A 23,178-nucleotide genomic window follows, 5' to 3' on the forward strand; every position below is an offset into this window, starting at 1 on the left:
AATGGGCTGTAGCCCCCGTATTACTTCAATAGTGCGCTATTAAAATAGTAGTGAATGACAGCACACAGTCAGGCTACAGTTTGATTTCCATGCCCAGGCTGTACTGCGTGCGCCCCGTGCGCACTGTGCTGCCGAAGTACCCGTCTGACGTGTAGGTGCGGGACTCCCCGTCCAGGGGCACTAGGTTGTTGGCCGCAAAACGCGCGGAAACCTTGGGGCTGAACATCCACTGCACAAACACATCCACACTGCGCGCGCGCCCCTGGTCCAGGAACTGCGACTGGGATTGTTGTGTGGTGTAACCCGGTGTAAAGGCCAGGCTGCCACCCGTGGTCATGGGCAAACTGGCAAACCGATAGTCAAAGCCCAAGTTGCCAGACCAGGGTTGTTGGCCGTCCAGCCGGTTGTTCGGGCCTGGCAATGCATCCACCGACGACTGGTACACGTTGACCGAACCACGCAGGTTCAACGGCAACTTGGCATCCACCAGACCGGGCAGCAATTCACCGGCACGCCCCTTAACCTCCAGCTCCAGTCCGCGGGTCATGGCCTTGGAAAAGTTGACGGGCCGTGAGACCCAGCGTGGCACACCGGACCAGTCCACCGTTTGCAGGCCCGTCACATTGCGGATCAGGTCGTCCACCTGGCGGTAGAACACACCCACGCTGACCAGCCCACCGGCGGGCAGGTACTTTTCCAGTGCTAAATCCAGTCCAGTGGCCAACTCGGGTAACAAGTTCGGGTTGCCCATGCGGTCCGGCGACAACTCGGTATTCGTCTTGGTGGTGTCGGAAAACAGGTTGTTGATGAAGGGCCGCGCCATCAGTGCCGACAATTCCGGTGCCTTGTAGCTGCGCGTCACACTGGCGCGCACCAGGTCGCGCCCAGCGGCGTCGAACTTGTAGTTCAGGTGCACCATGGGTGTCACCACATTGCTGGTGTTGCTGACCGGGTTGCTCAGGCCCTGGCTCTTGCTGGCAATCTGTTCTGAACGCAGCCCCAGGTAGGTGGACCACTGTTTGTTGATTTCCCATTCGTCCTGCACAAACAGGGCCTGGCGCTGGATACGCGCCGAAAACGGCTGGCCTTCAAACTCGGCAACCAGGGGCAGGCCTTTTTCCGTGATGTCGCGTTTTTCATCGCGCTGGCGCCATTCCAGGTCCCAGCCCACGGTGAGGCTGTGTTCCGCATTCAGCAGGCGGTTGTAATTGCCGGATTGCGTCACGCTCAGGTCGGCGTTGTCACCAATGGTGCGCCGAAACGGCTGGGCCAGCCGCACGGTTTGCCCATCGAACGTGCCCTTGGATGACGACACCCCGGCCTTGAGTTCTATGCGGTCGGCCGTACTGAAGTGGTTCACCCACTGCAGGTTGCTGCGCACGTTTTGCCAGCCGCCCTTGAAATCCCCATCGTCCTCCAGACTGGGCGAGCCTGCCAATACCTGGCTGCGGTAGCTGGACTCATTGAGCCAGGTGCCTTTTTGGATGAAACTTTGCCAGGTCAGGGTTTCGTCGTCGCTGATTCTCCAATTCAACCGCGGCCCGATGTTGATGCCGTGGCCCCATGACAGGTTCTGGCCCTGTTGTGCCGACTGTGCGGCTTGCCCGTCCACGCCAGGTGCCATACGCGTCACCACCGTGTCATTGCGGTTGCGCCATTGGAAGAGCGAAATCGGCAGGGACAGCGAGAATCCGTCCCACTTTTCACCAATCGTGAAGCTGCCCGACAACGTGGGTTTGTCTACGGTGTAGCCCAGCATGGCCCGCAGGTCCCGCTGCGAGACTTTGGGCGCATTTTTCAGGATGATGTTGATCGCACCGGCAACGGCCTGTGCACTTTGGTTCGCCGTGGGGCCCTTGGTCACTTCAATGCGCTCTACCTGGGCCGGGTCCAGTTGGTCCAATGCAAAGCCGGGTGGCGCCGGGTCTCCATTGAGGAGGATCAGCGTGTAGCCAGACCCCAGGCCCCGCATGCGCGGCGCACTGCCCTGCATGGTGATGCCCGGTAGGCGTTTCAATACGTCGGCCACGTTGTTGTCGCCATACTTCTCCAGCTCTTCGCGGCCATACACCTGCTTGGCAAACTGGGCGCGGCGGCGCAAGTCGTTGTCTGTGGCCTGTTTACCCAAAACCTCTACCCGCTCCAACTTGCCTCCCGGTTGCCGCGCGGCGGGCTCGGCGCCACCGCCCACCGCCGGGACGTCCTGCGCACATACCTGCCCGATACCCCCTGTGCCCAGCCAGACCAGGGGTCCCAACCACACCAAACTGCCGCGTTTGTGTTTTTTCATGCCTACCATCTCCCGAATAAATGCATACACGGCGCCTGCCTGTGCGGCGCATGCCAAAGCGGCAGATTGTCGGCGACCTCCCGGCCGGAACAGAGGTCCGCGTGTAATGACGGGCGCTGGTGCAGGGTCAAAGCCTTAACATCCAGCCCATGCAAACACTCCCCGCAAGAATCCGAACAAGCGCCCGTATCGCAGGACACTTTGTCCTGCGCTCGGGCAAGACCAGCGACACCTATTTCGACAAATACCAGTTTGAGTCGGACCCCCAGTTGCTGCGCGCCATCGCAGAAGCCATGGCACCGCTGGTGCCGCCAGGCACCGAGGTTTTGGCAGGGCTGGAGATGGGCGGTATTCCCATCGTGACCATGCTGAGCCAGGTCACCAGTATCCCCGCCGCCTTCATCCGCAAGGAGCCCAAGGACTACGGAACCTGCCGTTACGCGGAGGGCGCACCCTTGCAGGGCAAACGATTCATCCTGGTCGAAGATGTGGTCTCCAGCGGAGGCGCCATCATCGATGCGATGTCCAAGCTCAAGGCGGATGGCATGGTGCCCGAGATCGCTCTTTGTGTGATCGACCGGCAAAGTGGTGGTGCCGAAGCACTGATGGCTGCGGGATTGGCGCTCAAGGCACTGTTCCGCTTTCAAGACATTGAAAGCGCGTAGGCCGTGCCCACCACCAATCCAGCCCCACACGATCTGATCCTGTTTGACCTGGATGGCACGCTCAGCGACCCGCTGGTGGGCATAGGACGCTCCATCAACTACGCGCTGACCCACTATGGCTACCCGGCGCGCGAACTGGGGCAACTGTCCGCTTGCATCGGCCCGCCCTTGGACGAATCGTTCAAGGCTCTCACCGGCGTCACAACACCCAGCCACATCGATGCGCTGGTGGCCAAGTACCGTGAACGCTACGCCGAGGTGGGTTACTCCGAAAACGTCTTGTACCCCGGCATTCCAGAGGTGTTACGCGCCCTCAGTGACACGGGCATTCCCATGGGGGTGTGCACATCCAAACGTGTTGATTTTGCAGAACAGATTTTGGAGATGTTCGGCCTGCGCGCACACTTCCGTTTTGTCAGCGGCGGAGAGATCGGCATCCACAAGTGGCAGCAAATGCAAGGCTTGTTAGTAGACGGACTGGTCAGTACGTCGTCCGTCATGGTGGGAGACCGCGCGGTCGACATGCTTGCTGCCCACCGCAACGGTCTGCAGGCGGCGGGCGTTTTGTGGGGACACGGTAGCCGCGAAGAGCTGGTGTGTGAACAACCCCGCTATGTGTTTGCCTCCATAACCGAGCTACAGACCCTGGGGGGACTTGCATGAACCTACTCGCCGCCCTGCTCGCCCAGGCCAGCAGCTTCACGGGCCACGGCACCAACCACGAAGGGGAGCGCTTCGTCGGGCGGCTGGAGTTGCAGCCGCTGGTGAAAGCCAGTGCGCTGATGCTGCATTACACGGCCACCCGCACCGACGGCAAACATTTGCACACCGAGGCCACGCTGCTGGCTGCAGCGGCCGATGGTGCCTTGTGCCTGTGGCCGGTCATGGAAGAGTTGCCCTTTGTGCTGCCCCACCGCGCCATCGACAGCTCGCTGGACGAAGAGGACGGCACGCTGGCGGTGGTATTTGCCAGTGGGTCCCGAAACATGGTCGACATGTTCCGCGAGGAAATCACCATTGCCATCAAGCCCGGTGGCGAGCTGCGCATGACCCACAGCTGGGGCCTGCCCGGAGGGACGTTTGCAGAGCGGTCCAGTTGCACCTTGCACGCGGTCGCAGAGTGAGCGTATTGACCGCGCTGCACCGACAGCACATCCGCGCAGAAATTGCATCCATCACGCCAATGGACCCGCTGGAAGCACAGCACCGTGCGGATGCGCTGGCCTGGGTGGATTCCGGCGCGGAATTGATCCGGCAGGCAAAGCCCGCAACCCCGCCCAAACATCTGGTGTCCTACTTCGCCGTCGTGGATGGCCCGCACATTCTGCTGGTGGACCACAAGAATGCCCAACTCTGGTTACCCGCTGGTGGGCACGTTGAACCAGGTGAACATCCGCGTGAAACAGTGACCCGTGAACTGCAAGAGGAACTCGGCTTCTGCGCGGCACACGCCATCGGCCCACCCTTGATGATCACCTGCACGGACACTGTGGGGCTGACCGCGGGGCACACCGATGTCAGCCTTTGGTATGTGGTGCACGCATCGAAAGCGCAGCCGATCCACTTTGATGCCAATGAATTCAACGCTGTGAAATGGTTTGCCATCGCAGACATACCGTTCGCCCGCAGCGATCCGCACATGGCCCGATTTGTGAAGAAACTGGGGCTGTGATGCGCTACCAGCAATGTATGGTCATGGCCGGTGGTGGATTCCGCTTCGGCATCTACTTGGGGATGTATGCCGCGGCCCGCGACGCGGGTCAGGCGCCGGATCTGGTGCTGGCCAGTTGTGGGGGTGCCATTGCGGCGGCGTTGATCCACCGTGAGCCCGATGTGGCGCGGCAAAAGGCCTGGCTGGCGTCACCCGAGATGTACAACTTCTGGGCGGGCATCACCCCCGCCCCCACGGCCACCCTGGGCCACGTGTTGGCGGGTGTTGCCCGCCGCGCCCTGGATAGACGCGCAGCGCCACGGGTGCCCGACCTGTTCAACCACTACCTGCACACGCTGCCGCCTCTGCCCGCTTTGCCACAACCCGCAACGCCCCCCGCGCAGCAAAGGCCAGATGTTGCGCTGGTGGGCAGCAGGCTGCTGTACACCGCGGCGGAGGTCGGCCAGCCGCGCGGCCAGCGCAAGCTGTTTGCACAAACCGTTTTTTGCCAGGCACGCGCGGCACAGCTGGTCGACGGCATGCCCGCACCGCTGGGTGGTGCGCAGTGGGGCAACTCGGCCGTGGCACCCGTGGTGGCGACCGACACCACCATGCCGCTGGACGTGGCGGCACGCATCTCGGTGTCAGACATGTATTACTTTGCCTGCCTCCCACACGCGGGTGACCACTACATGGGCGGTGTGGTGGACCTATTCCCCATTGAACTGGCACAGCGCCTGGCGCACCGGGTGGTGATGGAGTTCAAGGCGCCGTTTGACCAGCTGATGTCGGTGCCGGCCTGGCGCGCCGTGCTGGGCACAGACGCCAACCAGCGCCTGCGCCAGGTGCATGCCCAGCATGCCGATGTGTGGATTGACACATCGGACATCATGCAGGCCCTGGACAAGCCCTATATGCGCAATGTGCTGGCCTGGCGCCAGAACCGTGTGCGACTGGAGCCCATGCCACCTTACGCCGCGTTTGTGCAGCACATGGACGACCACTGGAACTACGGCTACGCGCGCGGCCGTGAGGCGTTTGCGCGGGACACGCCGAGTTCACAAGAGGGCATGCGCCTGGTGAACCGCTACAACCGCCTGTGAGGCGAGCGAGTGGCAACTCTCCACCTAAGATTGCTATTGTTTATATAGCGCTATCACTATATTTTTCGGGGGCTAGAGGCATATTTCGCCACTAACAATCCGGTGAAAAGGCCCTACTCCACAAACACCTTGGCTTTGCGCGGCGTCAGTTCCAGGGTTTCACCTTCCTGGAACGCCATGTCATTGAACTGCTGCGCCGGAATCTGTGCCTCGATGATGTCGCCACTGCCAGCGGCTGAAGCGTCCAGCGGCAGCAACTCCAACCGCGCAATGGGCCCGACCACAATGGCGCGCACCAGCTTGGCCGGAATGCCGCGCTGGCGGGTATTGCCACCCGCCACATAACGGCGCACGTCCAGGTCATGTGGGCGCACATAGGCAAAGGCCTTGGCATCTTGCGTGTCGGTGTGCTCGGGGCTGGAGAGGCGCACGCCGTGGTGGTCTTCACCAATCAGCATTTCGCCTTCGTGTGCGCGGCCATTGAACAGATTCACATCGCCCAGGAAGCCATACACAAAGGGGCTGGCGGGGTGGTCCCACACCTGCTGGGGCGAGCCAATCTGCTCCACCTTGCCACTGTTCATCAGCACCACGCGGTCGGCCACTTCCAGTGCCTCTTCCTGGTCGTGGGTCACAAAAATACTGGTGACATGTAAGTCGTCATGCAGGCGGCGCAGCCAGCGGCGCAACTCCTTGCGCACCTTGGCATCGAGTGCGCCAAAGGGTTCGTCCAGCAGCAGCACCTTGGGTTCTACTGCCAGTGCGCGGGCCAGGGCAATACGCTGGCGCTGGCCGCCGGACAACTGCGCAGGGTAACGGTCCGACAACCAGTCCAGCTGCACCAGGCCCAGCAGATCGTGCACCTTTTGTTTGATGACCGCCTCGCTGGGGCGCGTGGCGCGGGGCTTCATGCGCAGGCCAAAGGCCACGTTGTCAAACACACTCATGTGGCGGAACAATGCGTAGTGCTGGAACACAAAGCCCACGTTGCGCTCCCGCACATGCACGTCGGTGGTGTCTTCGCCGCTGAACAAAATATTGCCGTGGTCGGCCGTTTCCAGCCCGGCGATGATGCGCAGCAGTGTGGTCTTGCCGCAGCCCGAGGGGCCGAGCAGCGCGACCAGCTCGCCGGACTCGATGTCCAGGCTCACATCGCGCAGGGCTTTGAAAGTGCCGAAGTCTTTGCTGACGTTGCGAATGGCAATGCTCATGGTGTTGTTACCTTGAAATTTTCAGGGGGGAGTGCAGCAGCGGCCTTCTGGTCACGCTCAAACTGCCATTCCACAAAGGACTTGATGACCAACGTCACCAGGGCCAGCAGCGCCAACAGTGAGGCGATGGCAAACGCCGCGACCGACTGGTATTCGTTGTACAAAATTTCCACATGCAGGGGCATGGTGTTGGTCTGGCCGCGGATATGGCCCGACACCACCGACACCGCGCCAAACTCCCCCATGGCGCGTGCGTTGCACAAGATCACGCCGTAGATCAGGCCCCACTTGATGTTGGGCAGCGTCACATGCCAAAAGGTCTGCCAGCCACTGGCACCCAGCACCTGGGCGGCCTGCTCTTCTTCGGTGCCTTGGGCTTGCATCAGCGGGATCAACTCACGGGCGATGAAGGGGAAGGTCACAAAGATGGTGGCCAGCACAATGCCGGGCACGGCAAACACGATCTTGATGTCATGCGCCTGCAGCCACGGCCCCATCCAGCCATGGGCGCCAAACAGCAGCACATAGATCAGGCCTGCCACCACGGGGGACACCGAAAACGGCAGGTCCACCAGCGTGGTCAGAAAGGCCTTGCCACGGAACTCGTATTTGGCAATCGCCCAGGCCGCGGCCACGCCAAACACCAGGTTCATGGGCACCGCAATGGCGGCCACCAGCAAGGTGAGGCGTATGGCACTCCAGGCGTCGGGCTCCTTAAAAGCCTCCAGAAAAACGCCAAACCCCTTGCGCAGGGCTTCGGTGAACACAGCGGCCAGCGGCAGCACCAGGAAGAGGAAGATAAAGCCCAGCGCAATGCTGATCAACGTCCATTTGACCCAGGTAGGTTCAGTGGTGCCGGCCTTCGCGCGGCGAATGGTGCGGGAGTTTGTGCTCATGCTCAAGCCCCCGCGCGTTTGCGCTGCCAGGACTGCAGCGCGTTGATAACCAGCAGCATCAGGAACGAAGCCAGCAGCATCACGGTGGCCACGGCGGTGGCACCGGCGTAGTCGTACTGCTCCAGCTTGCCGATGATGATGAGCGGTGTGATTTCAGACAACATGGGCATGTTGCCGGCGATAAAGATCACGGACCCGTATTCACCGACGCCACGTGCAAAGGCCATCGCAAAACCGGTCAACAGCGCGGGGCCAATGGTGGGGAAAATCACGTACCGAAAGGTCTGCCAGCGGGTGGCGCCCAGGCAGGTGGCCGCTTCTTCCAGCTCTTTTTCGGCGTCTTCCAGCACCGGTTGCACGGTGCGCACGACAAAGGGCAGGCCGATGAAGATGAGCGCAATCACCACGCCATTGCGGTTGAACGCCAGCTGAATGCCGTAGGGCTCCAGCAGGCTGCCGATCCAGCCATTGCTGGCCAAGAGTGCGGTCAGCGAGATGCCGGCCACGGCCGTAGGCAGGGCAAACGGCAAATCCACCAGCGCGTCAATGATCTTCTTGCCCGGAAACTGGTAACGCACCAGCACCCAGGCCACCAGCAGGCCGAACACGGTGTTGACCAGGGCCGCCAGAAAGGATGCGCCGAAGGTCAGCTGGTACGACGCGATGACCCGCGGGCTGGTCACGGCGCTGACAAACTGCTCCCAGCTCAAGCTGAAGGTCTTTAGGACCAGGGCCGACAGTGGGATCAGCACAATCAGGCTGAGGTAAAAAATCGTGAAGCCCAGGGTCAGCTTGAACCCGGGCAACACCCGTTTGGCCGGGCGTTTGGCAACAGGGGGGCCAGCGGGGCCAAGCAGCCCCGCTGTCGAAGCAACGGCTGTCATTTATTTGACCGTGTAGAGCTTGTCGAACTGGCCGCCGTCGTTGAAGTGCACTTTTTGCGCTTCGGCAAACGAACCAAAATAGTCTTCCACGCGGAACAGGCTGATGGGCTTGAACACATTGCTGTATTTCTTCAGCAGCGCCGCATTGGTGGGGCGAATGGCGTGTTGGGCGGCTATCTCCTGGCCTTCGTCGGAGTACAAGAAGTTTAGGTAAGCCTTGGCCTGCTCAGCCGTGCCCTTCTTGGCCACGGTGCGTTCGACCACGGCCACGGGGTTCTCGGCCACGATGGAGCTGCTGGGGTGGATCGCGTCTACCTTGCCAGCACCAAACTCCTTGTCCACCGACACCACTTCCGACTCAAAGGTGATCAACACGTCGCCAATATTGCGCTGCAGGAAGATGCTGGTGGCGTCGCGGCCGCCCTTGGCCAACACGGGTACGTTTTTGTACAGCTTGCCCACAAACTCCTGGGCCTGCGCGTCGGTGCCGCCCTTCTTGCGCACCTGCCCCCAGGCGGCCAGGTAGGCCATGCGGCCGTTGCCACCGGTCTTGGGGTTGACCACAATCACCTGCACGCCGGGCTTGACCAGGTCGTCCCAGTCCTTGATGCCCTTGGGATTGCCATTGCGCACCAGGAACAGCATGGTGGAGCTGGTGGGGGCGGCGTTTTGCGGGAACTTGGACCGCCAGTCCTTGGCCACAACACCCGTGCCGGCCAGAAAGTCCACATCCGTAGTGGTGTTCATGGTCACCACATCGGCCTCCAGGCCGTCGTTCACCGCGCGGGCCTGGGCACTGGAGCCGGCGTGGCTTTGGTCGATTTTGATGTCCTTGCCGGTGGTTTTTTTGTAGTTGGCGATGAAGGCCGTGTTGATGTCCTTGTAGAACTCGCGGGCCACGTCGTAGGAGACGTTGAGCAAGGTGGTTTGCGCTGCTACCAAATTGCTAGCGGTTAAGGCAATGGCGGCGAGGGCTAAGGTGGCTTTTTGCTTGAAACGCATGGTGGCTACTCCAAAAGAACGGTACGGGGCAGACAGGGCTGCAAGACCGCGATTCTGGGCGTAGATGCATCAAACCCAAACGAATAGTTTGTTGTTTGTTTATGTGCTGGCGGGTCTAAGCCGTGCCAGGGCGGCTGAATGCTGCATGCACACTCTGGAACACGCGGCCCTGCAAGGCCAGGCCCAGCGCCGTGTGTTGCAGCCGGTCCATGACTGGGCCTTTAACCTCGGCCAGCTCCAGGGTGATGCCGCGTTTGGCCAGGCTGGTGTTCAGCTCGGTCAACACGCCCAGAGCAGTGGTGTCCACCTGGTTGACGGCCGAACACACCAGCAGCACGCGGCGCACCGTGGGGTCCTGGTGGATCAGGGCTTCGATGCGGTCTTCCAGCGCCGTGGCATTGGCGAAGAACAGGCTTTCGTCCACCCGCAGGGCCAAGAGGCCGGGCACGGTTTCCACGGTATGCCGTTCAACATTGCGAAAGTGCTCGGTGCCCGGCACGCGCCCTACCACCGCCATGTGCGGGCGGCTGCTACGCCACACCAGCACACCCAGCGACAAGGCCACACCCATCAAGATGCCCACTTCCACACCCATGGTGATGACACCCAGTGCGGTGGCGATCAGCGACAGGGCGTCGGCCCGGTCGTAGTGCCAGGCTTCTTTCAGCGTGTCAAAGTCCACAAGCGACACCACGGCCACAATGATGGTGGCGGCCAGTGCGGCATGGGGCAGGTAATAAAAGGCGCCGGTCATGGAGGCAATCACCACGGCCATCAGCGCGGCAGACACCACACCGGCCAGCGGCGTGTTGGCACCGGCCGCAAAGTTCACCACCGATCGGGCAAACCCACCGGTGACCGGATAACCACCGGACAACGCACTGGCCACATTAGCAGCACCCAGGCCCAGCAGCTCCTTGTTGGGGGCAATACGTTGCTGGCGTTTGAGCGCCAAAGACTGTGCCACCGAGACACTCTCCACAAACCCCACCAGCGCAATCAACAAGGCGGGCAACCACAGCTGGCCGATCGTGGTGAAGCCGGGTAGCTCCAGCCCCAGCTGCGGCAGACCCTGGGGCACCACGCCCACGACGCTGACCTTGGCGTTGATGTCCAGCCGCCACAGGGCCACCACGGCGATGGACACCAAAACGGCCGCCATGGGCGCCAGCTTGGTCACCAGGTCCGCCACCTTGGCGGGCAGGCCCACGCGCACCAGCCAGCCCGACAGGTAACGCCGCGCCAGCACCAGAAATACCAGACTGCCCAGGCCCAGTGCCAGCGTGGTCAGATTGGTCTGCGGCAGGGCATACACCAGGCCACGCAGCGTCTCCCAGGTGGAGGACGACGGCACCCGTACACCCAGCAGGTGTTTGAGCTGGCCGATGGCAATCACCACGGCCGATCCGGTGATAAAACCGCTGATCACCGGGTGGCTCAAAAAGTACGCCAAAAAGCCCAGGCGCAGCGCACCAAAGGCCAGCAGCATGGCGCCGGAGATCAGCGACAGCTGCACCGCAAGCGTCACATATTCGGTGGTGCCCGCCACCGCAAAGGGGGCCAGCGCACTGGCCGTCATCAACGACGCCACCGCCACCGGCCCCACGGCCAGTGTCATGCTGGAGCCCAGCAGGGCGTAGGCCACGATGGGCAGGATGCTGGCATACAGCCCCACTTCGGGCGGCAAGCCGGCCAACAGCGCATAGGCCAGGCTTTGCGGAATCAGCATGACCGTGACGATCAGCCCTGCGGTTATGTCACCGGCCAGCCACGCCTTTTGGTAGTGGCGCAGCCACTGGGGCAAGGCAGACGCGGGCGAGAAGCTGGGTGTGGTCATGGCATGCCTTGGTGTGTTTTAGCAGTCTGCCTGGGCCAGTGTGTAGAGCTGTGCCGAGCGCGCACCGGATCGGCAAAACGCCAGCACCGGTTGGGGTGCCGTCTGCAGCAGATCGCGCAGTGCCTGTGCTTGCGCGGGTGTGATGGCGCCACCCACCACGGGCAGATAGACGTAATGCAGGCCGTTGGCCTGGGCCGCGGCTGCAACGGCCTGGCTCAGGGGCTGGTCGGCTCCGCCTTCACCGTCGGGACGGTTGTTGACCACGGTCTTGAAGCCCAGGGCCGCCACATCGGCCATCTGCTGGGCCGACAACTGGGCGGCCACGGCAAAGCCGGGTGCAAGTGTGTGTGGGGTGATGGCCATATCAGTGGGCTCCTGCCGATTTACGCGCTTGTATACGCTCGATGGTTTCAAACACCGCCATACCCACCAGCATGGCGGCCACAAATGCAGCCGCCTTGGGCTGGCCCGCGCCCAGAGACACGATGGCAGGGCCAGGGCAAAAGCCCGCCAAGCCCCAACCTGCGCCAAACAACAAGCCGCCACCAATCAGGCGCTTGTCGATGTCGGTCGAGGTGGGCAGGTGCATTGCCCCGCCAAAAAAAGTGGTGGTGCGTTTTTTGGCCGTGGCAAAGGCGCCCAAGCCGACCAAAATGCCGCCGCCCATGACAAAGGCCAGGGAAGGGTCCCAGTTGCCAGCCAGGTCCAGAAAGCCCAGCACCTTGCTGGGGTCGGTCATGCCAGCCACGATCAGGCCCACACCAAACAGCAGGCCCACAAAAAATTCGGCAATACGGTGTTGCATAGCAATATTCCTTAAGTAATAAAACGTTCAGGCCAGGATGTGGCGCATCACAAAAACCATGGCAAACCCCGCGCCCATAAAGGCCAGCGTGGCAGCCAGGGAACGTGGCGAGAGGCGCGAGAGTCCGCAAACGCCGTGGCCGCTGGTGCAGCCCGAGCCGTAGCGGGTGCCCACGCCCACCATCAGGCCGGCCAGCACCACGGTGCCCCAGCCGGCGTCAATCGTGGCGGGCACCGGGCCGGCCACCAGCACATACAGCAGCGGTGCCGCCAACATGCCCAGCACAAAGCTGATGCGCCAGCCTGCGTCACCCGCCTTGGGCCGTAGCAGGCCGCCCACAATGCCGCTGATGCCCAGGATGCGGCCATTTACCAGGATAAAAATGGCCGAGGCCAGGCCCAGCAAAATGCCGCCAGCCAGCGAGGCCCAGGGTGTGAAATGGTTCCAGTCAATCGTCATGGTTTTACTCCTCGTGTATGTGTTTCAGGATTTGCAGAACTGCGTGTACAAAACACCCATGACCGCCGTGGCCTGGGTGCTGTTGATGCAGTAGTAGATGTTTTTGCCTTCGCGGCGGGTGCTCACCAGACCTTCGTCGCGCAGCACGCCCAGCTGTTGCGAGAGTGTGGGCTGGGCAATACCCACTAGGGCTTCGAGCTCCCCCACATTCATCTCGCCCTGGCTGAGCTGGCACAACAACAGCAGGCGGTCGGGGTTGGACAGGGTCTTCATCAGGCGGCAGGCTGCGTTGGCAGATTGGCGCAGCACCTCCAGATCAAGGGGCGCGGGGGTTGAGACTGTCGGTTCGGCAAGCATGGTCAGCGGCTCCGGTTCGTTTTCGATGTTGATATTCTATTGACAAACAATCTATCTGTCAATAAACTATCTGCATCTTAATTAAATAAACCTGCTTTTTTATAGGAGCTACCCATGACCGCCCCCCAGCAAGCCCACGTGAAAGCCTTTTTCGACCCCGCCACCTGGACCGTGAGTTATGTGGTGTACGACCACGACGGCGGCCACTGCGCCATCGTTGACTCCGTGCTGGACTACGACAGCAAGTCTGGCCGCACCAGCACCACATCCGCCGACGCCCTGATGGCCTTTGTCAAAGAAAAGGTGCTGACCGTGCAGTGGATTCTGGAAACCCACGCCCACGCCGACCACCTGTCCGCGGCCCATTACCTGCGCAAACAGCTGGGTGGCAAGATTGCGATTGGCGCTGCCATCACCGATGTGCAAAACGTGTTCAAAGGCATCTTCAACCTGGAGCCCGAGTTCCACCCCGACGGCAGCCAGTTTGACCACCTGTTCCAACCCAATGAGACCTTCGCCATTGGCGACCTGTCGGCCCAGGCCCTGCCCGTGCCCGGCCACACCCCGGCCTGTATGGCCTACCAGGTGGGCGAATCCGTGTTTGTCGGCGACACCCTGTTCATGCCCGACGTGGGTACCGCGCGTTGCGATTTCCCCGGTGGCAATGCCCACGACCTGTACCAGAGTGTGCGCAGGCTGATGGCCCTGCCCGGCGACACCCGCCTCTACATGTGCCATGACTACCCGCCCGATGACCGCGCGCCCGCTTGGGAGACCACCGTGGCCGAACAACGCGCCAGCAATATCCATATTCGTGACGGCGTGACCGAGGAGGCGTTTGTGGCCATGCGCAGCAAACGCGACGCCGGCCTGGCCATGCCCAACCTGATACTGCCTTCGGTGCAGATCAACATCCGCGGGGGGGCCATGCCACCGGCAGAACCCAACGGACGGGCCTATCTGAAGATACCCCTCAACGTGCTGTAGCCAACATTACAAGCCAAATAGGCCTCTAGCCCCCGAGAATGCTCAGGGTAATGCTATTAACTTTATAGCTCTGCCGAAACGGATACAGGGCTGGTGTGAACCGGCGCATCCATCAAGGAATGCAGCAAAGCCATCCCCAGCGGCCAGGGGCCAAAGCCAGCCTCCACATTGATATGCCCCGCGTTCTGCAGGCGCACAAACTCGCTGCCCCAGGCCCGCGCATAAGCGCCTGCGGTGCGCACCGGGCAATAGGGGTCGTTGTTACTGGCCACCAGAATGCTGCGGTAAGGCAAGGCCTGGTAGGGCACGGGTGCAAAGTCGGCCAAGACACCACGCCGTTCGGGGTCGGCAGGGGCCACCAACAAAGCGCCCTGTATGCGGGCTGCAGCTTGTGGCGGTAAATGGGTGGTGGCAATACAGCCCAGGCTGTGGGCAGCAACCACCACCGGGCCGGGCTGGGACAGTATGGTCTGGGTGATGGACGTGATCCAGGCCTGGCGCGACGGCGTGATCCAGTCGTCTTGCTGCACACGCACGGCACCCGGTATCTGTTCGGCCCACAGGCTTTGCCAGTGGCCGGGGCCGGAGTCGCGCCAGCCGGGAATGATGATCAAGGTGTGCATACAAAAAACGAGCCCAGGTAAATCCAAGGGCCCGATTCTGTGCACTGCGGCTCAAATCTCCAACGAATACTTTGTTGTTTGTTTATGCCGAAAACGGGGTTAATGCGGCGCCATCGCGTCCCAGGCCTTGACGGTTTCTGCCGCATACATCAGGGCCGGGCCACCACCCATGTAGACACAGACGCTCAACATTTCGTCCAGCTCGGCGCGCGTGCATTGCAGCTTGTGCAGGGCTTTGACATGGAAGCCAATACAACCCGAGCAGTGCTGGGTGATGCCAATGGCCAGCGCCATCAGCTCCTTGTGTTTGGCGCTGATAGCACCCTCCGCCATGGCCGCACGCGCCAGTTGGCCAAAGGCCTGCAGGGCTTCGGGCTGCGCTTTTTTCAGGGGCAGCAGGCCCTCGTTGATGTTCTGGATCAACCCCGTGTGGTCAAAGTTGCTCATGGTTTGGTGGAGCAAGAGTTGATGCCCAAGAGGGTGTATGCAGGGCACCAGCCAATGGCTGCGGTTGCCAATGGCACGATGCCCAGCCAACCCCAAACGCCCACCGTGCCGGTGGCCGCCAGCCCTATCAACACCAGACCCGCCACAACACGCGCGATGCGGTCCAACCCGCCTACATTGGTTTTCATACGGATTCCTCCAAATGGCGATCCACAGGGACGCCTTGGAGAAATGGTAGGCCTGGAGCGCCTCGGACGGGATGATCTAGGTCAAGGTCGGCCTAGACTGATTCCACGAACACAAACGGTGCAAGAGCCATCTACGGTCAGCACAGATCGCTGCAGCATGCATGTCATGCTGGTGTTGTCAGCGGGGCCAACGCCTGCGCCACCACGGGCCGGGTCAGCGTGGGCACAAAGGTTTCAATGAAGCTGTACGCATAGCCCCGCAGCCAGGCGCCACGGCGCAGCCCCAGGCGGGTCACGTTCACCTGAAACAGATGGCCGGCGTCCAGGATGTGCAGGTTGCGGTCGCGCTCAGTATCCAACGCCACCGAGGCCACGATGCCCACGCCCATGCCCAGCTCCACATAGGTCTTGATGACATCGGCGTCCATGGCGGTCAGCACCACATCGGGCTGCAGCTGGGCCGCGGCAAAGGCGTCGTCAATGTGTGAGCGCCCGGTGTAACCCGCCTGGTAGGTGATGATGGGGTAACGCGCCAGCTGCTGCAGCGTGACCGGCCCAGCCTGCCCCAGCAACGGGTGGCCCGGCGGCACGATGATGCTGTGCGTCCAGTGGTAGCAGGGCAAGGTGACCAGTTGCGGGTAATCGGCCAGGGCCTCGGTGGCCACACCTATATCGGCCTCACCCGACACCAGCATGGCCGCCACCTGCTTGGGCGAGCCCTGGTGCAGGTGCAGCGTGACCTTGGGGAACTTGTCGCGGAAATCTTTCACCACATGCGGCAGTGCGTAACGCGCCTGCGAATGGGTGGCCGCCACGGAGAGTTGCCCCTCCATCTGCGCGCTGTATTCCTGGCCCGCACGTTTGAGGTTTTCGGCGTCCAGCAGCAAGCGCTCCACAATGGGCAACAGGTCCCGGCCCGGTGGGGTCAGCCCCGTGAGCCGTTTGCCCGCGCGGCCAAAGATGTCCACACCCAGCTCTTCTTCCAGCTCGCGGATCTGGCGGCTCACACCGGGTTGTGAGGTGTGCAGCATGCTGGCCACTTCCGTCAGGTTGTAGCCGCAGCGCACGGCCTCGCGAACCGATCGCAGTTGTTGGAAATTCATAAGAGCAAATGGAAGGGCAACATAACGAGCGCCGCAGGGCCGCCCCGAGGCGCGCGAGCCCCCTCGGGGGGCAGAGAGCCACACGCAGTGGGCGAACGTGGGGGCAACATTAAACCGCAGCCAGTGCCTGCTCCAGGTCGGCCAGCAGGTCATCGATGTGTTCGATACCGACCGACAGCCGCACCGCATCTTCGGGCACACCGGCCTTGGCCAGTTCTTCGGGCGACAGCTGGCGGTGTGTGGTGGAGGCCGGGTGGGTAGCCAGCGATTTGGCATCACCAATGTTCACCAGGCGGGTGAAGAGCTGCAGCGCATCCAGAAAACGGGCACCGGCTTCGCGACCCTGGCCGGACGCAGCCTTGACGCCAAAGGTCAGCAGACCAGAGGCCCTGCCGCCCAAGTATTTCTTGGCCAAGCCATGGTCCGGGTGGTCGGGCAAGGCAGCGTAGTTGACCCACGCCACCTTGCTGTGTTTTTGCAGAAACTGCGCGACCTTGAGCGCGTTGTCGGTGATGCGCTCCAGGCGCAGCGCCAGCGTCTCAATGCCCTGCAGGATCAAGAAGGCGTTGAACGGCGAGATGGCCGCCCCCGTATTGCGCAGCGGCACCACGCGGGCGCGGCCAATGTAGGCGGCGGGGCCCAGCGCTTCGGTGTAGACCACGCCGTGGTAGCTGGGGTCGGGCTCGTTCAGGCGCTTGAAGCGCGCCTTGTGGTCGGCCCACGGAAATTTTCCGCTGTCGACAATCGCGCCGCCGATGGTCGTGCCGTGGCCGCCCAGGTATTTGGTCAGCGAGTGCACCACGATGTCAGCGCCGTGTTCGATGGGGCGCAGCAGGTAAGGCGTGGCGACTGTGTTGTCCACGATGAGCGGAATGCCGTGCGCGTGTGCGATGTCGGCAATGCGGCGGATATCGGTCACATTGCCCTGCGGGTTGCCCAACGATTCGACAAAGATGGCCTTGGTGCGGTCGTCGATCAGCGGTGCAAAGCTGTCGGGGTTCTGGTGGTCGGCAAAACGTGTGGTGATGCCGAACTGCGGCAGCGTGTGGGCAAACAGGTTGTAGGTGCCGCCATACAGCGCGGTGCTGCTGACGATGTTGTCACCCGCCTCGGCAATGGTCTGGATGGCATAGGTCACCGCCGCCTGGCCGGATGCCAAGGCCAGCGCGGCCAGGCCACCCTCCAGCGCTGCGACGCGCTTCTCCAGCACGTCTTGCGTGGGGTTCATGATGCGGGTGTAGATGTTGCCCGGCACCTTCAGGTCGAACAGATCGGCACCGTGCTGGGCACTGTCAAAGGCGTAGGCGGCCGTCTGGTAGATGGGCACGGCCACCGCCTTGGTGGTCGGGTCTGGGCTGTAACCGGCGTGGACGGATTGGGTTTCGAATTTCCAGTGGTCGGACATGGGGCCTCTCCTGTTGGCTGATGGTGGTTTGAATTACTATGCTTTTTATAGCGACTTGAGCATATTTCACGGGGGCTAGCGGCACTTTTGGCTTAAAGACATGCCGTGAAATGCGGTGTGGAGCTGCATACAAGCCGCTGTTGCCCTGCAACTCTAATGGCGGCTCATCAAAACTCAAACGAATAAAAAGTTGATTCCTTAGATCGAAATGATCGTTGGACGCGCACGCTCGTGCAAAGCGCGCCAGCCCAGCCAGCCAAACACCGGCACGAACAGCAGGAACACCGCCTGCAGACCCACCACGGTGCCCAGCGTGCCCCCCAGCAGCCCACCGATAAACCCGCCGCAGGGACCGGCCAGCGCGCTCAGGCCCGACACGCGGCCCCGCCCCATGCGGGCGCCCACGTGGGCAAACTGGGTCAGGGTGTGGGTTTGCAGCAGCCCCAGGCCAGCGCCCAGCACGGCACCACCCACCCACAGCCAGGCCGTGGTGCTGGCCCAGGCCAACAACAGTGCGGCCGCAATCACCGCGCCCACCGCCCACAACACCGTACGCAGCGGCCCCAGCCAGACCATCAGTGGCCCAAGAAAAATCAGCGTGCCCACAAAGGCACTGCCCTGCACCGCCACCAACGTGCCGGCGCCCAGCGCGGGCAGGCCCAGCTCCTGCACGGCGATCACCACCATATAGAAGGCGTAGTACATGTGGATGGCCTGGATGGCGCACTCCTGCATGGCCAGAGCCCGTATGTCGGGCTCGCGCCACAACAACTGCACGGCCTGCCGCATGGGCGGGCGCACCGCACCGGCACGTGGCGGCGCTTGCTGGTGCTGGTGCTGGTGCTGGTTCAGCACCGACGCCGACAGTGGTGCTGCCGCGACAAACATTGCGGCAACCAGCCAGTAGCTGCCCGCGTAACCCAGCCACGCCACCACCGCAGCCGCCAGCAAGGGCCCCACCAGCAACATGCCGGCCATGTGGGCGCCGCGCTGCCAGCCGGCGCGCGCGTGGCCTATGCGCTCCAGCGCCGCCATGAAGACCGTGTTGAGCGACACAAAACGCAGCGGCATCACAAAACTGATGAGTGCGGTCAGCACCACCAGAAACAGCATCTGCGGCAGCAGGGGTATGGCGGCGTACACCGCCCCCATGACCAGGCTGCCCAGCACAAACAGCCGGGCGGGGCCAATACGCTCCACCCAGAAGCCCACCGGCAGGCTCATGAACAAAATGCCCACCGACTGCGCCCCGGCAATCGCTGCCAACCACCAGCCCTGCGCGCCCAGGTGCAGCGCGTACAGGGTGGTGGTGAACTTGGCCAGGCCCACGCTGATGCCCATGAAAGAGGACAACAGCGCGAAACGCAGCAAAAACTGGTGTTGTTGCAGGAACCCGCGCATCAGGCGGCCTGCGCCGCAGGTTGCACCGTGAGTTTGGCCGTTGGCTTGTCCACCGCAAAACTGCGCTGGCCCTGCACCGAGACCGGTACCTCACCCCGCACCGTCACCCGGCGCACCACACGGTGCTGGTCGCCATAGTCGTTGATGGCGTAGTGCTGAGTGGCACGGTTGTCCCAGATGGCCACATCGCCTTCGGCCCAGTGCCAGCGCACCGTGTTCTCCAGCCGCGTGATGTGGTGCTGGAAGATCTCGAACAGGTGCTGCGAGTCGTGGGTGTTGTAGCCCACAAACCGTTTCAGGAAATGCCCAGCCACCAGCGTGCGCTCACCGGTCTCGGGGTGCACACGCACCAACGGGTGCTGGGCCTCGATCAGGCGCGAGGTGAACACCTCGCGGTAGTGTTTGGCGCCATGGTCGTCTGCCGACTCCACGCGTGTGGCCGCATAGTCGTAGTCGTTGCCGTGCACCGCCCACAGGGTGTCGGCCAGGGCGCGTAGTTCCGCGGGAAGTTCGTTGTAGGCCGCAGCCGTGTTGGCCCACACCGTGTCACCACCGTGGTCGGGAATCGTCAAGGCACGCAGTACAGACACCTTGGGGTAATCCGCATCAAAGGTCACATCGGTGTGCCAGGAGTTGGCCCGCCCGCCGTGTTGCGAGTCCAGCTCCAGGATGTCGGTGCCGTTGCGCGAAGGCACGGTGGGATGCGGCACCACATAGCCCCAACGCCCTGCAAAGGCCTGGTGGGCCGCATCGTCCAGGTGCTGCTGGCCGCGGAAGAACAGCACCTTGTGCTGGAGCAGCGCCGCGTGGATGGCGGCAAAGGTTTCAGGGGCCAACTGGCCCGACAGGCGTACGCCGTGGATGACGGCGCCAATGCGGCCGGCCAGGGGGCGGACATCGAGTGCGGGAACGGCTTCGGTACGGGGAGGATTCAGAACAGCGGACATGCGGGTTTCCTTTGCGTTGATGAAAGTAGAAGGCCTGTTCATCGTAAGAAGCGCCGCGCCGTTTGCGAAGCGCGCAATACGCATGTCGACATACGCTGCGCATATCCGCATATACAAGCGCGTTTTTCTTCGTTGTCGTCCTGGCGTGCTGTCCTTACGCTGCACTCCATAACCAACCCATAAGGACTTTGCATGCGACAACTTTTCAAACGATTGACAACGGCCACCGCGGTGGCACTGGGCTTTGCAGCCTCTGCGCTGGCGCAAGAGCCGCTGGAGGTGACCGACATCCGTTACCAGGGCAGCGTAGGCACCGTGGTGTGGATCGAGCTGGCCGACCATTTGGGCTACCTGGCTCCGCTCAAACCCAAGTGGGTGGGCAACACCATCAGCGGCCCGCAAGATGTGCAGGCCGTCGTCAGCAACGACACGGACATCGGTGGTGCCTTCAATGGCGCACTGGTCAAGCTGATTGCCAAGAAGGCACCGGTGAAGGCTGTGATTGGCTACTACGGGGTAGACGACAACACCTGGAGCGGCTACTACGTCAAGAACGACAGCCCCATCAAAACAGCCCGCGACCTGTTGGGTAAAAAAGTAGCGATGAACACATTGGGTGCCCACCATGACTTCATCGTGCGGGAGTACCTGGAGCGCAACCAGGTCAACGACGAAGAGGCCAAACAGGTTACCTTTGTCATCACCCCACCGGTAACAGGTGAGCAGGCCTTGCGCCAGAACCAGGTGGAGGTCAGCACGCTGGGCGGAATCCTGCGGGACAAGGCGTTGGAGCGTGGTGGCATTCGCCCCCTGTTTACCGACCGGGACCTGTTTGGCAACTTCACCGCAGGCTCTTATGTGCTGCGCAACAAGTTCATCGAACAAAATCCCAAGGCATCCAAACACCTGGTCAGCGCCATTGCACGGGCCATTGAATGGGCGCGCACCACACCGGCACCCCAGGTCCGCAGCACGTTTGAATCCATCATCAAGGCCCGTGGCCGCGCAGAGAGTGCCGATGCCATCCAGTACTGGAAGAGCACAGGCATTCCCTCCACCGGTGGGGTGGTGCTGGACAAGGACCTGCAGGTCTGGATCGACTGGCTGGTGAAGGAGCAGATCGTCAAGCCAGGGCAGATCAAACCGGCCGATCTGTACACCAACGCCCTCAACCCTTATGCCACTGGCGCCAAGGTAGCTGCCAAATGAGCGCCGCCAAGATACGCTTTGAGCATGTGCGCAAGGAGTTCACGGTGCGCGCCGAAGATGACGGTGCGGACCAGCGCTTTGTGGCCGTGGACGACGTGACGCTGGATGTGCGTGCCGGTGAGTTTCTGGTGCTGGTGGGACCCAGCGGCTGCGGCAAGTCCACGCTGCTGGACCTGCTGGCGGGCCTGACCCCGACCACCAGCGGGCGCGTGCTGATCGACGGCAAACCCATCACCGGCCCGGCACGGGACCGTGGGGTGGTGTTCCAGCAATACGCCCTGTTCCCCTGGCTCAACGCATTGGACAACGTGGCCTTTGGCCTGGAGATTGCGGGCCTGGGGCGCAGCGAGCGCCGTGCCAAGGCCGCTGCCTACCTGGACCTGGTGGGGCTGAGCGCGTTTGCACGCCACTACCCGCACGAAATGTCCGGTGGCATGAAACAACGTGTAGCCATCGCCCGCAGCCTGGCGTATGAACCCGAGGTGCTGCTGATGGACGAACCCTTTGCCGCACTGGATGCGCAAACGCGCGAGACCCTGCAGGAAGAGCTGGTCGACATCTGGCACCGCACCGGCAAGACCATCGTGTTCATCACCCATGGCATCGACGAGGCTGTGGTGCTGGGCCAGCGGGTGGCGGTGATGACGTCACGCCCCGGGCGCATCAAACAGATCATCGACATACCCGACACGCTGCGTGCCGACACACCAGACGTGCGCTCGCTGCCCCTGTTTGGCGAACTGCGCCACCAGATCTGGTCCCTGCTGCACGACGAAGTGGCCGCTGCGCGCCAACAACGCCGTGCCCGTATCGCAACCCTACCCGCCCGCAAGGAGAGTTTCCATGTCTGATATTTCGTTGACTGCGGGCAACGCTCCGCTGGTGTTGACCCCTCCCGCCCCCTGGCTACGCATACTGCGCCAGGTGCTACATCTTGGCTGGCGCTCTGCGCTGGTCGTTGCGCTGGCCGCGTGGTGGGAGTTGGCCCCGCGGCTGGAGCTGACCGACCCCGCCTTCTTTCCACCGCTGAGTGAAGTGTTGGCGGCCGGCTGGGCACTGGCCCTGAACGGCCAGCTGTGGCAACACACGTCGGCCAGCGTGGCGCGCGCATTGGGTGGGTTTGGCATCGCCGTGTTGTATGCCGTGCCGCTGGGTCTGGCCATTGGCTGGTACCGCCGCCTGGGAGAGTTTCTGAACCCGCTGATTGAACTGCTGCGCAACACGGCAGCGCTCGCCCTGTTGCCCGTGTTCATACTCTTGCTGGGCATTGGCGAGGTGTCCAAAGTGGCCATGGTGGTCTATGCCTGCTCCTGGCCGCTGCTGCTCAACACCATAGCCGCCGTCAAGCAGGTGGACCCGTTGCTCATCAAGTCGGCGCGCACCATGGGCGCCAGTGCCCGGCAGCTGTTCCTGAAGGTGATCCTGCCGGCCTCGGTGCCGACCATTTTCGTTGGCATACGCCTGGCCAGCGCCACGTCCATCCTGGTTCTGGTGGCCGCCGAAATGGTGGGCGCCAAGTCGGGCCTGGGCTACCTGATCATCTACGCGCAATACAGCTTTCTGATTGCCGACATGTATTTCGGAATCATCGCCATCACGCTGATTGGTGTGGCCTTTAACGCGCTGTTGCAGGTGGCCGAGCGCCGCCTGACCGCCTGGAAACCGGGCGCGAGCAACACCTGACCCCGGCACCACCGGCCCCTTCTTT

Annotated in this window: 26 protein-coding genes; 9 read left to right on the forward strand and 17 right to left on the reverse strand. The window is 62.4% G+C overall.

Annotated elements, in window-relative coordinates; genetic code table 11:
- Positions 1-73 precede the first annotated feature (73 nt).
- Positions 74-2,290, reverse strand: a complete 2,217-nt coding sequence (locus HZ993_RS13675; protein ID WP_209393291.1) for a TonB-dependent siderophore receptor — start codon at positions 2,288-2,290, stop codon at positions 74-76.
- 149 nt (positions 2,291-2,439) lie between these two features.
- Between HZ993_RS13675 and pyrE the strand changes: the two genes are divergently transcribed.
- Genes pyrE through HZ993_RS13700 form a run of 5 tightly spaced genes read left to right on the forward strand, consistent with a single transcriptional unit; the run spans position 2,440 to position 5,709 of the window.
- A complete protein-coding gene (pyrE, locus tag HZ993_RS13680) occupies positions 2,440-2,955 on the forward strand; it encodes an orotate phosphoribosyltransferase (RefSeq protein WP_209393292.1) in 516 nt (171 codons plus the stop codon).
- Positions 2,956-2,958: 3 nt separating this feature from the next.
- The gene (locus HZ993_RS13685) at positions 2,959-3,618 is read left to right on the forward strand and encodes an HAD family hydrolase (protein WP_209393293.1); all 660 of its coding nucleotides are present in this window, start codon (positions 2,959-2,961) and stop codon (positions 3,616-3,618) included.
- Entirely contained in the window at positions 3,615-4,079 is a 465-nt protein-coding gene (locus HZ993_RS13690; protein WP_209393294.1) for a hypothetical protein, read from the forward strand. The genes HZ993_RS13685 and HZ993_RS13690 overlap by 4 nt, the downstream gene beginning before the upstream one ends.
- A gap of 59 nt (positions 4,080-4,138) precedes the next feature.
- The gene (locus tag HZ993_RS13695; protein ID WP_209393295.1) at positions 4,139-4,627 is read left to right on the forward strand and encodes an NUDIX domain-containing protein; all 489 of its coding nucleotides are present in this window, start codon (positions 4,139-4,141) and stop codon (positions 4,625-4,627) included.
- Positions 4,627-5,709, forward strand: coding sequence for a patatin-like phospholipase family protein (locus HZ993_RS13700; protein ID WP_209393296.1), 1,083 nt, complete (start codon positions 4,627-4,629; stop codon positions 5,707-5,709). Before HZ993_RS13695 ends, HZ993_RS13700 begins: the two co-directional genes overlap by 1 nt.
- Positions 5,710-5,822: 113 nt before the next feature.
- Here the strand turns inward: HZ993_RS13700 and HZ993_RS13705 are convergent, their stop codons facing one another.
- The 9 genes from HZ993_RS13705 to HZ993_RS13745 form a co-directional block, all read right to left on the reverse strand.
- Positions 5,823-6,920: a sulfate/molybdate ABC transporter ATP-binding protein gene (locus HZ993_RS13705; protein ID WP_209393297.1), complete on the reverse strand. Its 1,098-nt coding sequence runs from the start codon at positions 6,918-6,920 to the stop codon at positions 5,823-5,825.
- Positions 6,917-7,816 carry a sulfate ABC transporter permease subunit CysW gene (gene cysW / locus HZ993_RS13710; protein WP_209393298.1) on the reverse strand — a complete coding sequence of 300 codons (900 nt, stop codon included), beginning with the start codon at positions 7,814-7,816 and terminating at the stop codon, positions 6,917-6,919. Before cysW ends, HZ993_RS13705 begins: the two co-directional genes overlap by 4 nt.
- Before the next feature lie 2 nt (positions 7,817-7,818).
- Positions 7,819-8,700 carry a sulfate ABC transporter permease subunit CysT gene (gene cysT, locus HZ993_RS13715; protein ID WP_209393299.1) on the reverse strand — a complete coding sequence of 294 codons (882 nt, stop codon included), beginning with the start codon at positions 8,698-8,700 and terminating at the stop codon, positions 7,819-7,821.
- Positions 8,701-9,702, reverse strand: coding sequence for a sulfate ABC transporter substrate-binding protein (locus tag HZ993_RS13720; protein ID WP_209393300.1), 1,002 nt, complete (start codon positions 9,700-9,702; stop codon positions 8,701-8,703).
- A 115-nt stretch (positions 9,703-9,817) separates the two neighbouring features.
- The gene (locus tag HZ993_RS13725; protein WP_209393301.1) at positions 9,818-11,539 is read right to left on the reverse strand and encodes a SulP family inorganic anion transporter; all 1,722 of its coding nucleotides are present in this window, start codon (positions 11,537-11,539) and stop codon (positions 9,818-9,820) included.
- Positions 11,540-11,557: 18 nt separating this feature from the next.
- Complete coding sequence (locus tag HZ993_RS13730; RefSeq protein WP_209393302.1) at positions 11,558-11,902, reverse strand: TIGR01244 family sulfur transferase; 345 nt, start codon at positions 11,900-11,902, stop codon at positions 11,558-11,560.
- Position 11,903: 1 nt separating this feature from the next.
- A complete protein-coding gene (locus HZ993_RS13735; RefSeq protein ID WP_209393303.1) occupies positions 11,904-12,344 on the reverse strand; it encodes a YeeE/YedE family protein in 441 nt (146 codons plus the stop codon).
- A 27-nt stretch (positions 12,345-12,371) separates the two neighbouring features.
- Complete coding sequence (locus tag HZ993_RS13740) at positions 12,372-12,803, reverse strand: YeeE/YedE family protein (protein WP_209393304.1); 432 nt, start codon at positions 12,801-12,803, stop codon at positions 12,372-12,374.
- Positions 12,804-12,827: 24 nt separating this feature from the next.
- On the reverse strand, positions 12,828-13,160 hold the full coding sequence (locus tag HZ993_RS13745; RefSeq protein ID WP_209393305.1) for a helix-turn-helix transcriptional regulator: 333 nt from the start codon (positions 13,158-13,160) through the stop codon (positions 12,828-12,830).
- A 114-nt stretch (positions 13,161-13,274) separates the two neighbouring features.
- Here HZ993_RS13745 and HZ993_RS13750 point away from each other — a divergent pair, with 114 nt between their 5' ends.
- Positions 13,275-14,147, forward strand: coding sequence for an MBL fold metallo-hydrolase (locus tag HZ993_RS13750; protein ID WP_209393306.1), 873 nt, complete (start codon positions 13,275-13,277; stop codon positions 14,145-14,147).
- Between the two features lie 62 nt (positions 14,148-14,209).
- On the opposite strand, the gene HZ993_RS13755 is transcribed toward HZ993_RS13750, so the two are convergent.
- The 7 genes from HZ993_RS13755 to HZ993_RS13785 form a co-directional block, all read right to left on the reverse strand.
- On the reverse strand, positions 14,210-14,770 hold the full coding sequence (locus HZ993_RS13755) for an alpha/beta hydrolase (protein WP_209393307.1): 561 nt from the start codon (positions 14,768-14,770) through the stop codon (positions 14,210-14,212).
- Between the two features lie 99 nt (positions 14,771-14,869).
- Positions 14,870-15,217 carry a carboxymuconolactone decarboxylase family protein gene (locus HZ993_RS13760; RefSeq protein WP_209393308.1) on the reverse strand — a complete coding sequence of 116 codons (348 nt, stop codon included), beginning with the start codon at positions 15,215-15,217 and terminating at the stop codon, positions 14,870-14,872.
- Positions 15,214-15,405 carry a DUF2892 domain-containing protein gene (locus HZ993_RS13765; protein WP_209393309.1) on the reverse strand — a complete coding sequence of 64 codons (192 nt, stop codon included), beginning with the start codon at positions 15,403-15,405 and terminating at the stop codon, positions 15,214-15,216. Before HZ993_RS13765 ends, HZ993_RS13760 begins: the two co-directional genes overlap by 4 nt.
- A 164-nt stretch (positions 15,406-15,569) precedes the next feature.
- Positions 15,570-16,508 carry a CysB family HTH-type transcriptional regulator gene (locus HZ993_RS13770; protein ID WP_209393310.1) on the reverse strand — a complete coding sequence of 313 codons (939 nt, stop codon included), beginning with the start codon at positions 16,506-16,508 and terminating at the stop codon, positions 15,570-15,572.
- 109 nt (positions 16,509-16,617) lie between these two features.
- Positions 16,618-17,913 carry an O-acetylhomoserine aminocarboxypropyltransferase/cysteine synthase family protein gene (locus tag HZ993_RS13775; RefSeq protein WP_209393311.1) on the reverse strand — a complete coding sequence of 432 codons (1,296 nt, stop codon included), beginning with the start codon at positions 17,911-17,913 and terminating at the stop codon, positions 16,618-16,620.
- 198 nt (positions 17,914-18,111) lie between these two features.
- The gene (locus tag HZ993_RS13780) at positions 18,112-19,314 is read right to left on the reverse strand and encodes an MFS transporter (protein WP_209393312.1); all 1,203 of its coding nucleotides are present in this window, start codon (positions 19,312-19,314) and stop codon (positions 18,112-18,114) included.
- Positions 19,314-20,261 carry a TauD/TfdA family dioxygenase gene (locus HZ993_RS13785; RefSeq protein ID WP_209393313.1) on the reverse strand — a complete coding sequence of 316 codons (948 nt, stop codon included), beginning with the start codon at positions 20,259-20,261 and terminating at the stop codon, positions 19,314-19,316. Before HZ993_RS13785 ends, HZ993_RS13780 begins: the two co-directional genes overlap by 1 nt.
- A 192-nt stretch (positions 20,262-20,453) precedes the next feature.
- On the opposite strand from HZ993_RS13785, the gene HZ993_RS13790 reads away from it, so the two are divergent.
- Genes HZ993_RS13790 through HZ993_RS13800 form a run of 3 tightly spaced genes read left to right on the forward strand, consistent with a single transcriptional unit; the run spans position 20,454 to position 23,153 of the window.
- Positions 20,454-21,470, forward strand: coding sequence for an ABC transporter substrate-binding protein (locus HZ993_RS13790; RefSeq protein ID WP_209393314.1), 1,017 nt, complete (start codon positions 20,454-20,456; stop codon positions 21,468-21,470).
- Complete coding sequence (locus HZ993_RS13795) at positions 21,467-22,321, forward strand: ABC transporter ATP-binding protein (RefSeq protein WP_209393315.1); 855 nt, start codon at positions 21,467-21,469, stop codon at positions 22,319-22,321. The genes HZ993_RS13790 and HZ993_RS13795 overlap by 4 nt, the downstream gene beginning before the upstream one ends.
- On the forward strand, positions 22,314-23,153 hold the full coding sequence (locus HZ993_RS13800; RefSeq protein ID WP_209393316.1) for an ABC transporter permease: 840 nt from the start codon (positions 22,314-22,316) through the stop codon (positions 23,151-23,153). Before HZ993_RS13795 ends, HZ993_RS13800 begins: the two co-directional genes overlap by 8 nt.
- Positions 23,154-23,178: the final 25 nt, after the last annotated feature.

Source organism: Rhodoferax sp. AJA081-3, from assembly GCF_017798165.1.
GTDB lineage: Bacteria > Pseudomonadota > Gammaproteobacteria > Burkholderiales > Burkholderiaceae_C > Allorhodoferax.

Bases quoted from the DNA above. Each gene is read 5' to 3' on its own strand.
- HZ993_RS13745 (WP_209393305.1), bottom strand. From the start codon at position 13,160: ATGCTTGCCGAACCGACAGTCTCAACCCCCGCGCCCCTTGATCTGGAG.
- HZ993_RS13700 (WP_209393296.1), top strand. From the start codon at position 4,627: ATGCGCTACCAGCAATGTATGGTCATGGCCGGTGGTGGATTCCGCTTC.
- HZ993_RS13740 (WP_209393304.1), bottom strand. From the start codon at position 12,803: ATGACGATTGACTGGAACCATTTCACACCCTGGGCCTCGCTGGCTGGC.
- HZ993_RS13730 (WP_209393302.1), bottom strand. From the start codon at position 11,902: ATGGCCATCACCCCACACACACTTGCACCCGGCTTTGCCGTGGCCGCC.
- HZ993_RS13735 (WP_209393303.1), bottom strand. From the start codon at position 12,344: ATGCAACACCGTATTGCCGAATTTTTTGTGGGCCTGCTGTTTGGTGTG.
- cysT (WP_209393299.1), bottom strand. From the start codon at position 8,700: ATGACAGCCGTTGCTTCGACAGCGGGGCTGCTTGGCCCCGCTGGCCCC.
- HZ993_RS13795 (WP_209393315.1), top strand. From the start codon at position 21,467: ATGAGCGCCGCCAAGATACGCTTTGAGCATGTGCGCAAGGAGTTCACG.
- HZ993_RS13775 (WP_209393311.1), bottom strand. From the start codon at position 17,913: ATGTCCGACCACTGGAAATTCGAAACCCAATCCGTCCACGCCGGTTAC.
- HZ993_RS13790 (WP_209393314.1), top strand. From the start codon at position 20,454: ATGCGACAACTTTTCAAACGATTGACAACGGCCACCGCGGTGGCACTG.
- HZ993_RS13780 (WP_209393312.1), bottom strand. From the start codon at position 19,314: ATGCGCGGGTTCCTGCAACAACACCAGTTTTTGCTGCGTTTCGCGCTG.
- HZ993_RS13705 (WP_209393297.1), bottom strand. From the start codon at position 6,920: ATGAGCATTGCCATTCGCAACGTCAGCAAAGACTTCGGCACTTTCAAA.
- HZ993_RS13725 (WP_209393301.1), bottom strand. From the start codon at position 11,539: ATGACCACACCCAGCTTCTCGCCCGCGTCTGCCTTGCCCCAGTGGCTG.
- HZ993_RS13695 (WP_209393295.1), top strand. From the start codon at position 4,139: ATGGACCCGCTGGAAGCACAGCACCGTGCGGATGCGCTGGCCTGGGTG.
- HZ993_RS13765 (WP_209393309.1), bottom strand. From the start codon at position 15,405: ATGAAAACCAATGTAGGCGGGTTGGACCGCATCGCGCGTGTTGTGGCG.
- cysW (WP_209393298.1), bottom strand. From the start codon at position 7,816: ATGAGCACAAACTCCCGCACCATTCGCCGCGCGAAGGCCGGCACCACT.
- HZ993_RS13690 (WP_209393294.1), top strand. From the start codon at position 3,615: ATGAACCTACTCGCCGCCCTGCTCGCCCAGGCCAGCAGCTTCACGGGC.
- HZ993_RS13750 (WP_209393306.1), top strand. From the start codon at position 13,275: ATGACCGCCCCCCAGCAAGCCCACGTGAAAGCCTTTTTCGACCCCGCC.
- HZ993_RS13675 (WP_209393291.1), bottom strand. From the start codon at position 2,290: ATGAAAAAACACAAACGCGGCAGTTTGGTGTGGTTGGGACCCCTGGTC.
- HZ993_RS13800 (WP_209393316.1), top strand. From the start codon at position 22,314: ATGTCTGATATTTCGTTGACTGCGGGCAACGCTCCGCTGGTGTTGACC.
- HZ993_RS13785 (WP_209393313.1), bottom strand. From the start codon at position 20,261: ATGTCCGCTGTTCTGAATCCTCCCCGTACCGAAGCCGTTCCCGCACTC.
- pyrE (WP_209393292.1), top strand. From the start codon at position 2,440: ATGCAAACACTCCCCGCAAGAATCCGAACAAGCGCCCGTATCGCAGGA.
- HZ993_RS13770 (WP_209393310.1), bottom strand. From the start codon at position 16,508: ATGAATTTCCAACAACTGCGATCGGTTCGCGAGGCCGTGCGCTGCGGC.
- HZ993_RS13755 (WP_209393307.1), bottom strand. From the start codon at position 14,770: ATGCACACCTTGATCATCATTCCCGGCTGGCGCGACTCCGGCCCCGGC.
- HZ993_RS13720 (WP_209393300.1), bottom strand. From the start codon at position 9,702: ATGCGTTTCAAGCAAAAAGCCACCTTAGCCCTCGCCGCCATTGCCTTA.
- HZ993_RS13760 (WP_209393308.1), bottom strand. From the start codon at position 15,217: ATGAGCAACTTTGACCACACGGGGTTGATCCAGAACATCAACGAGGGC.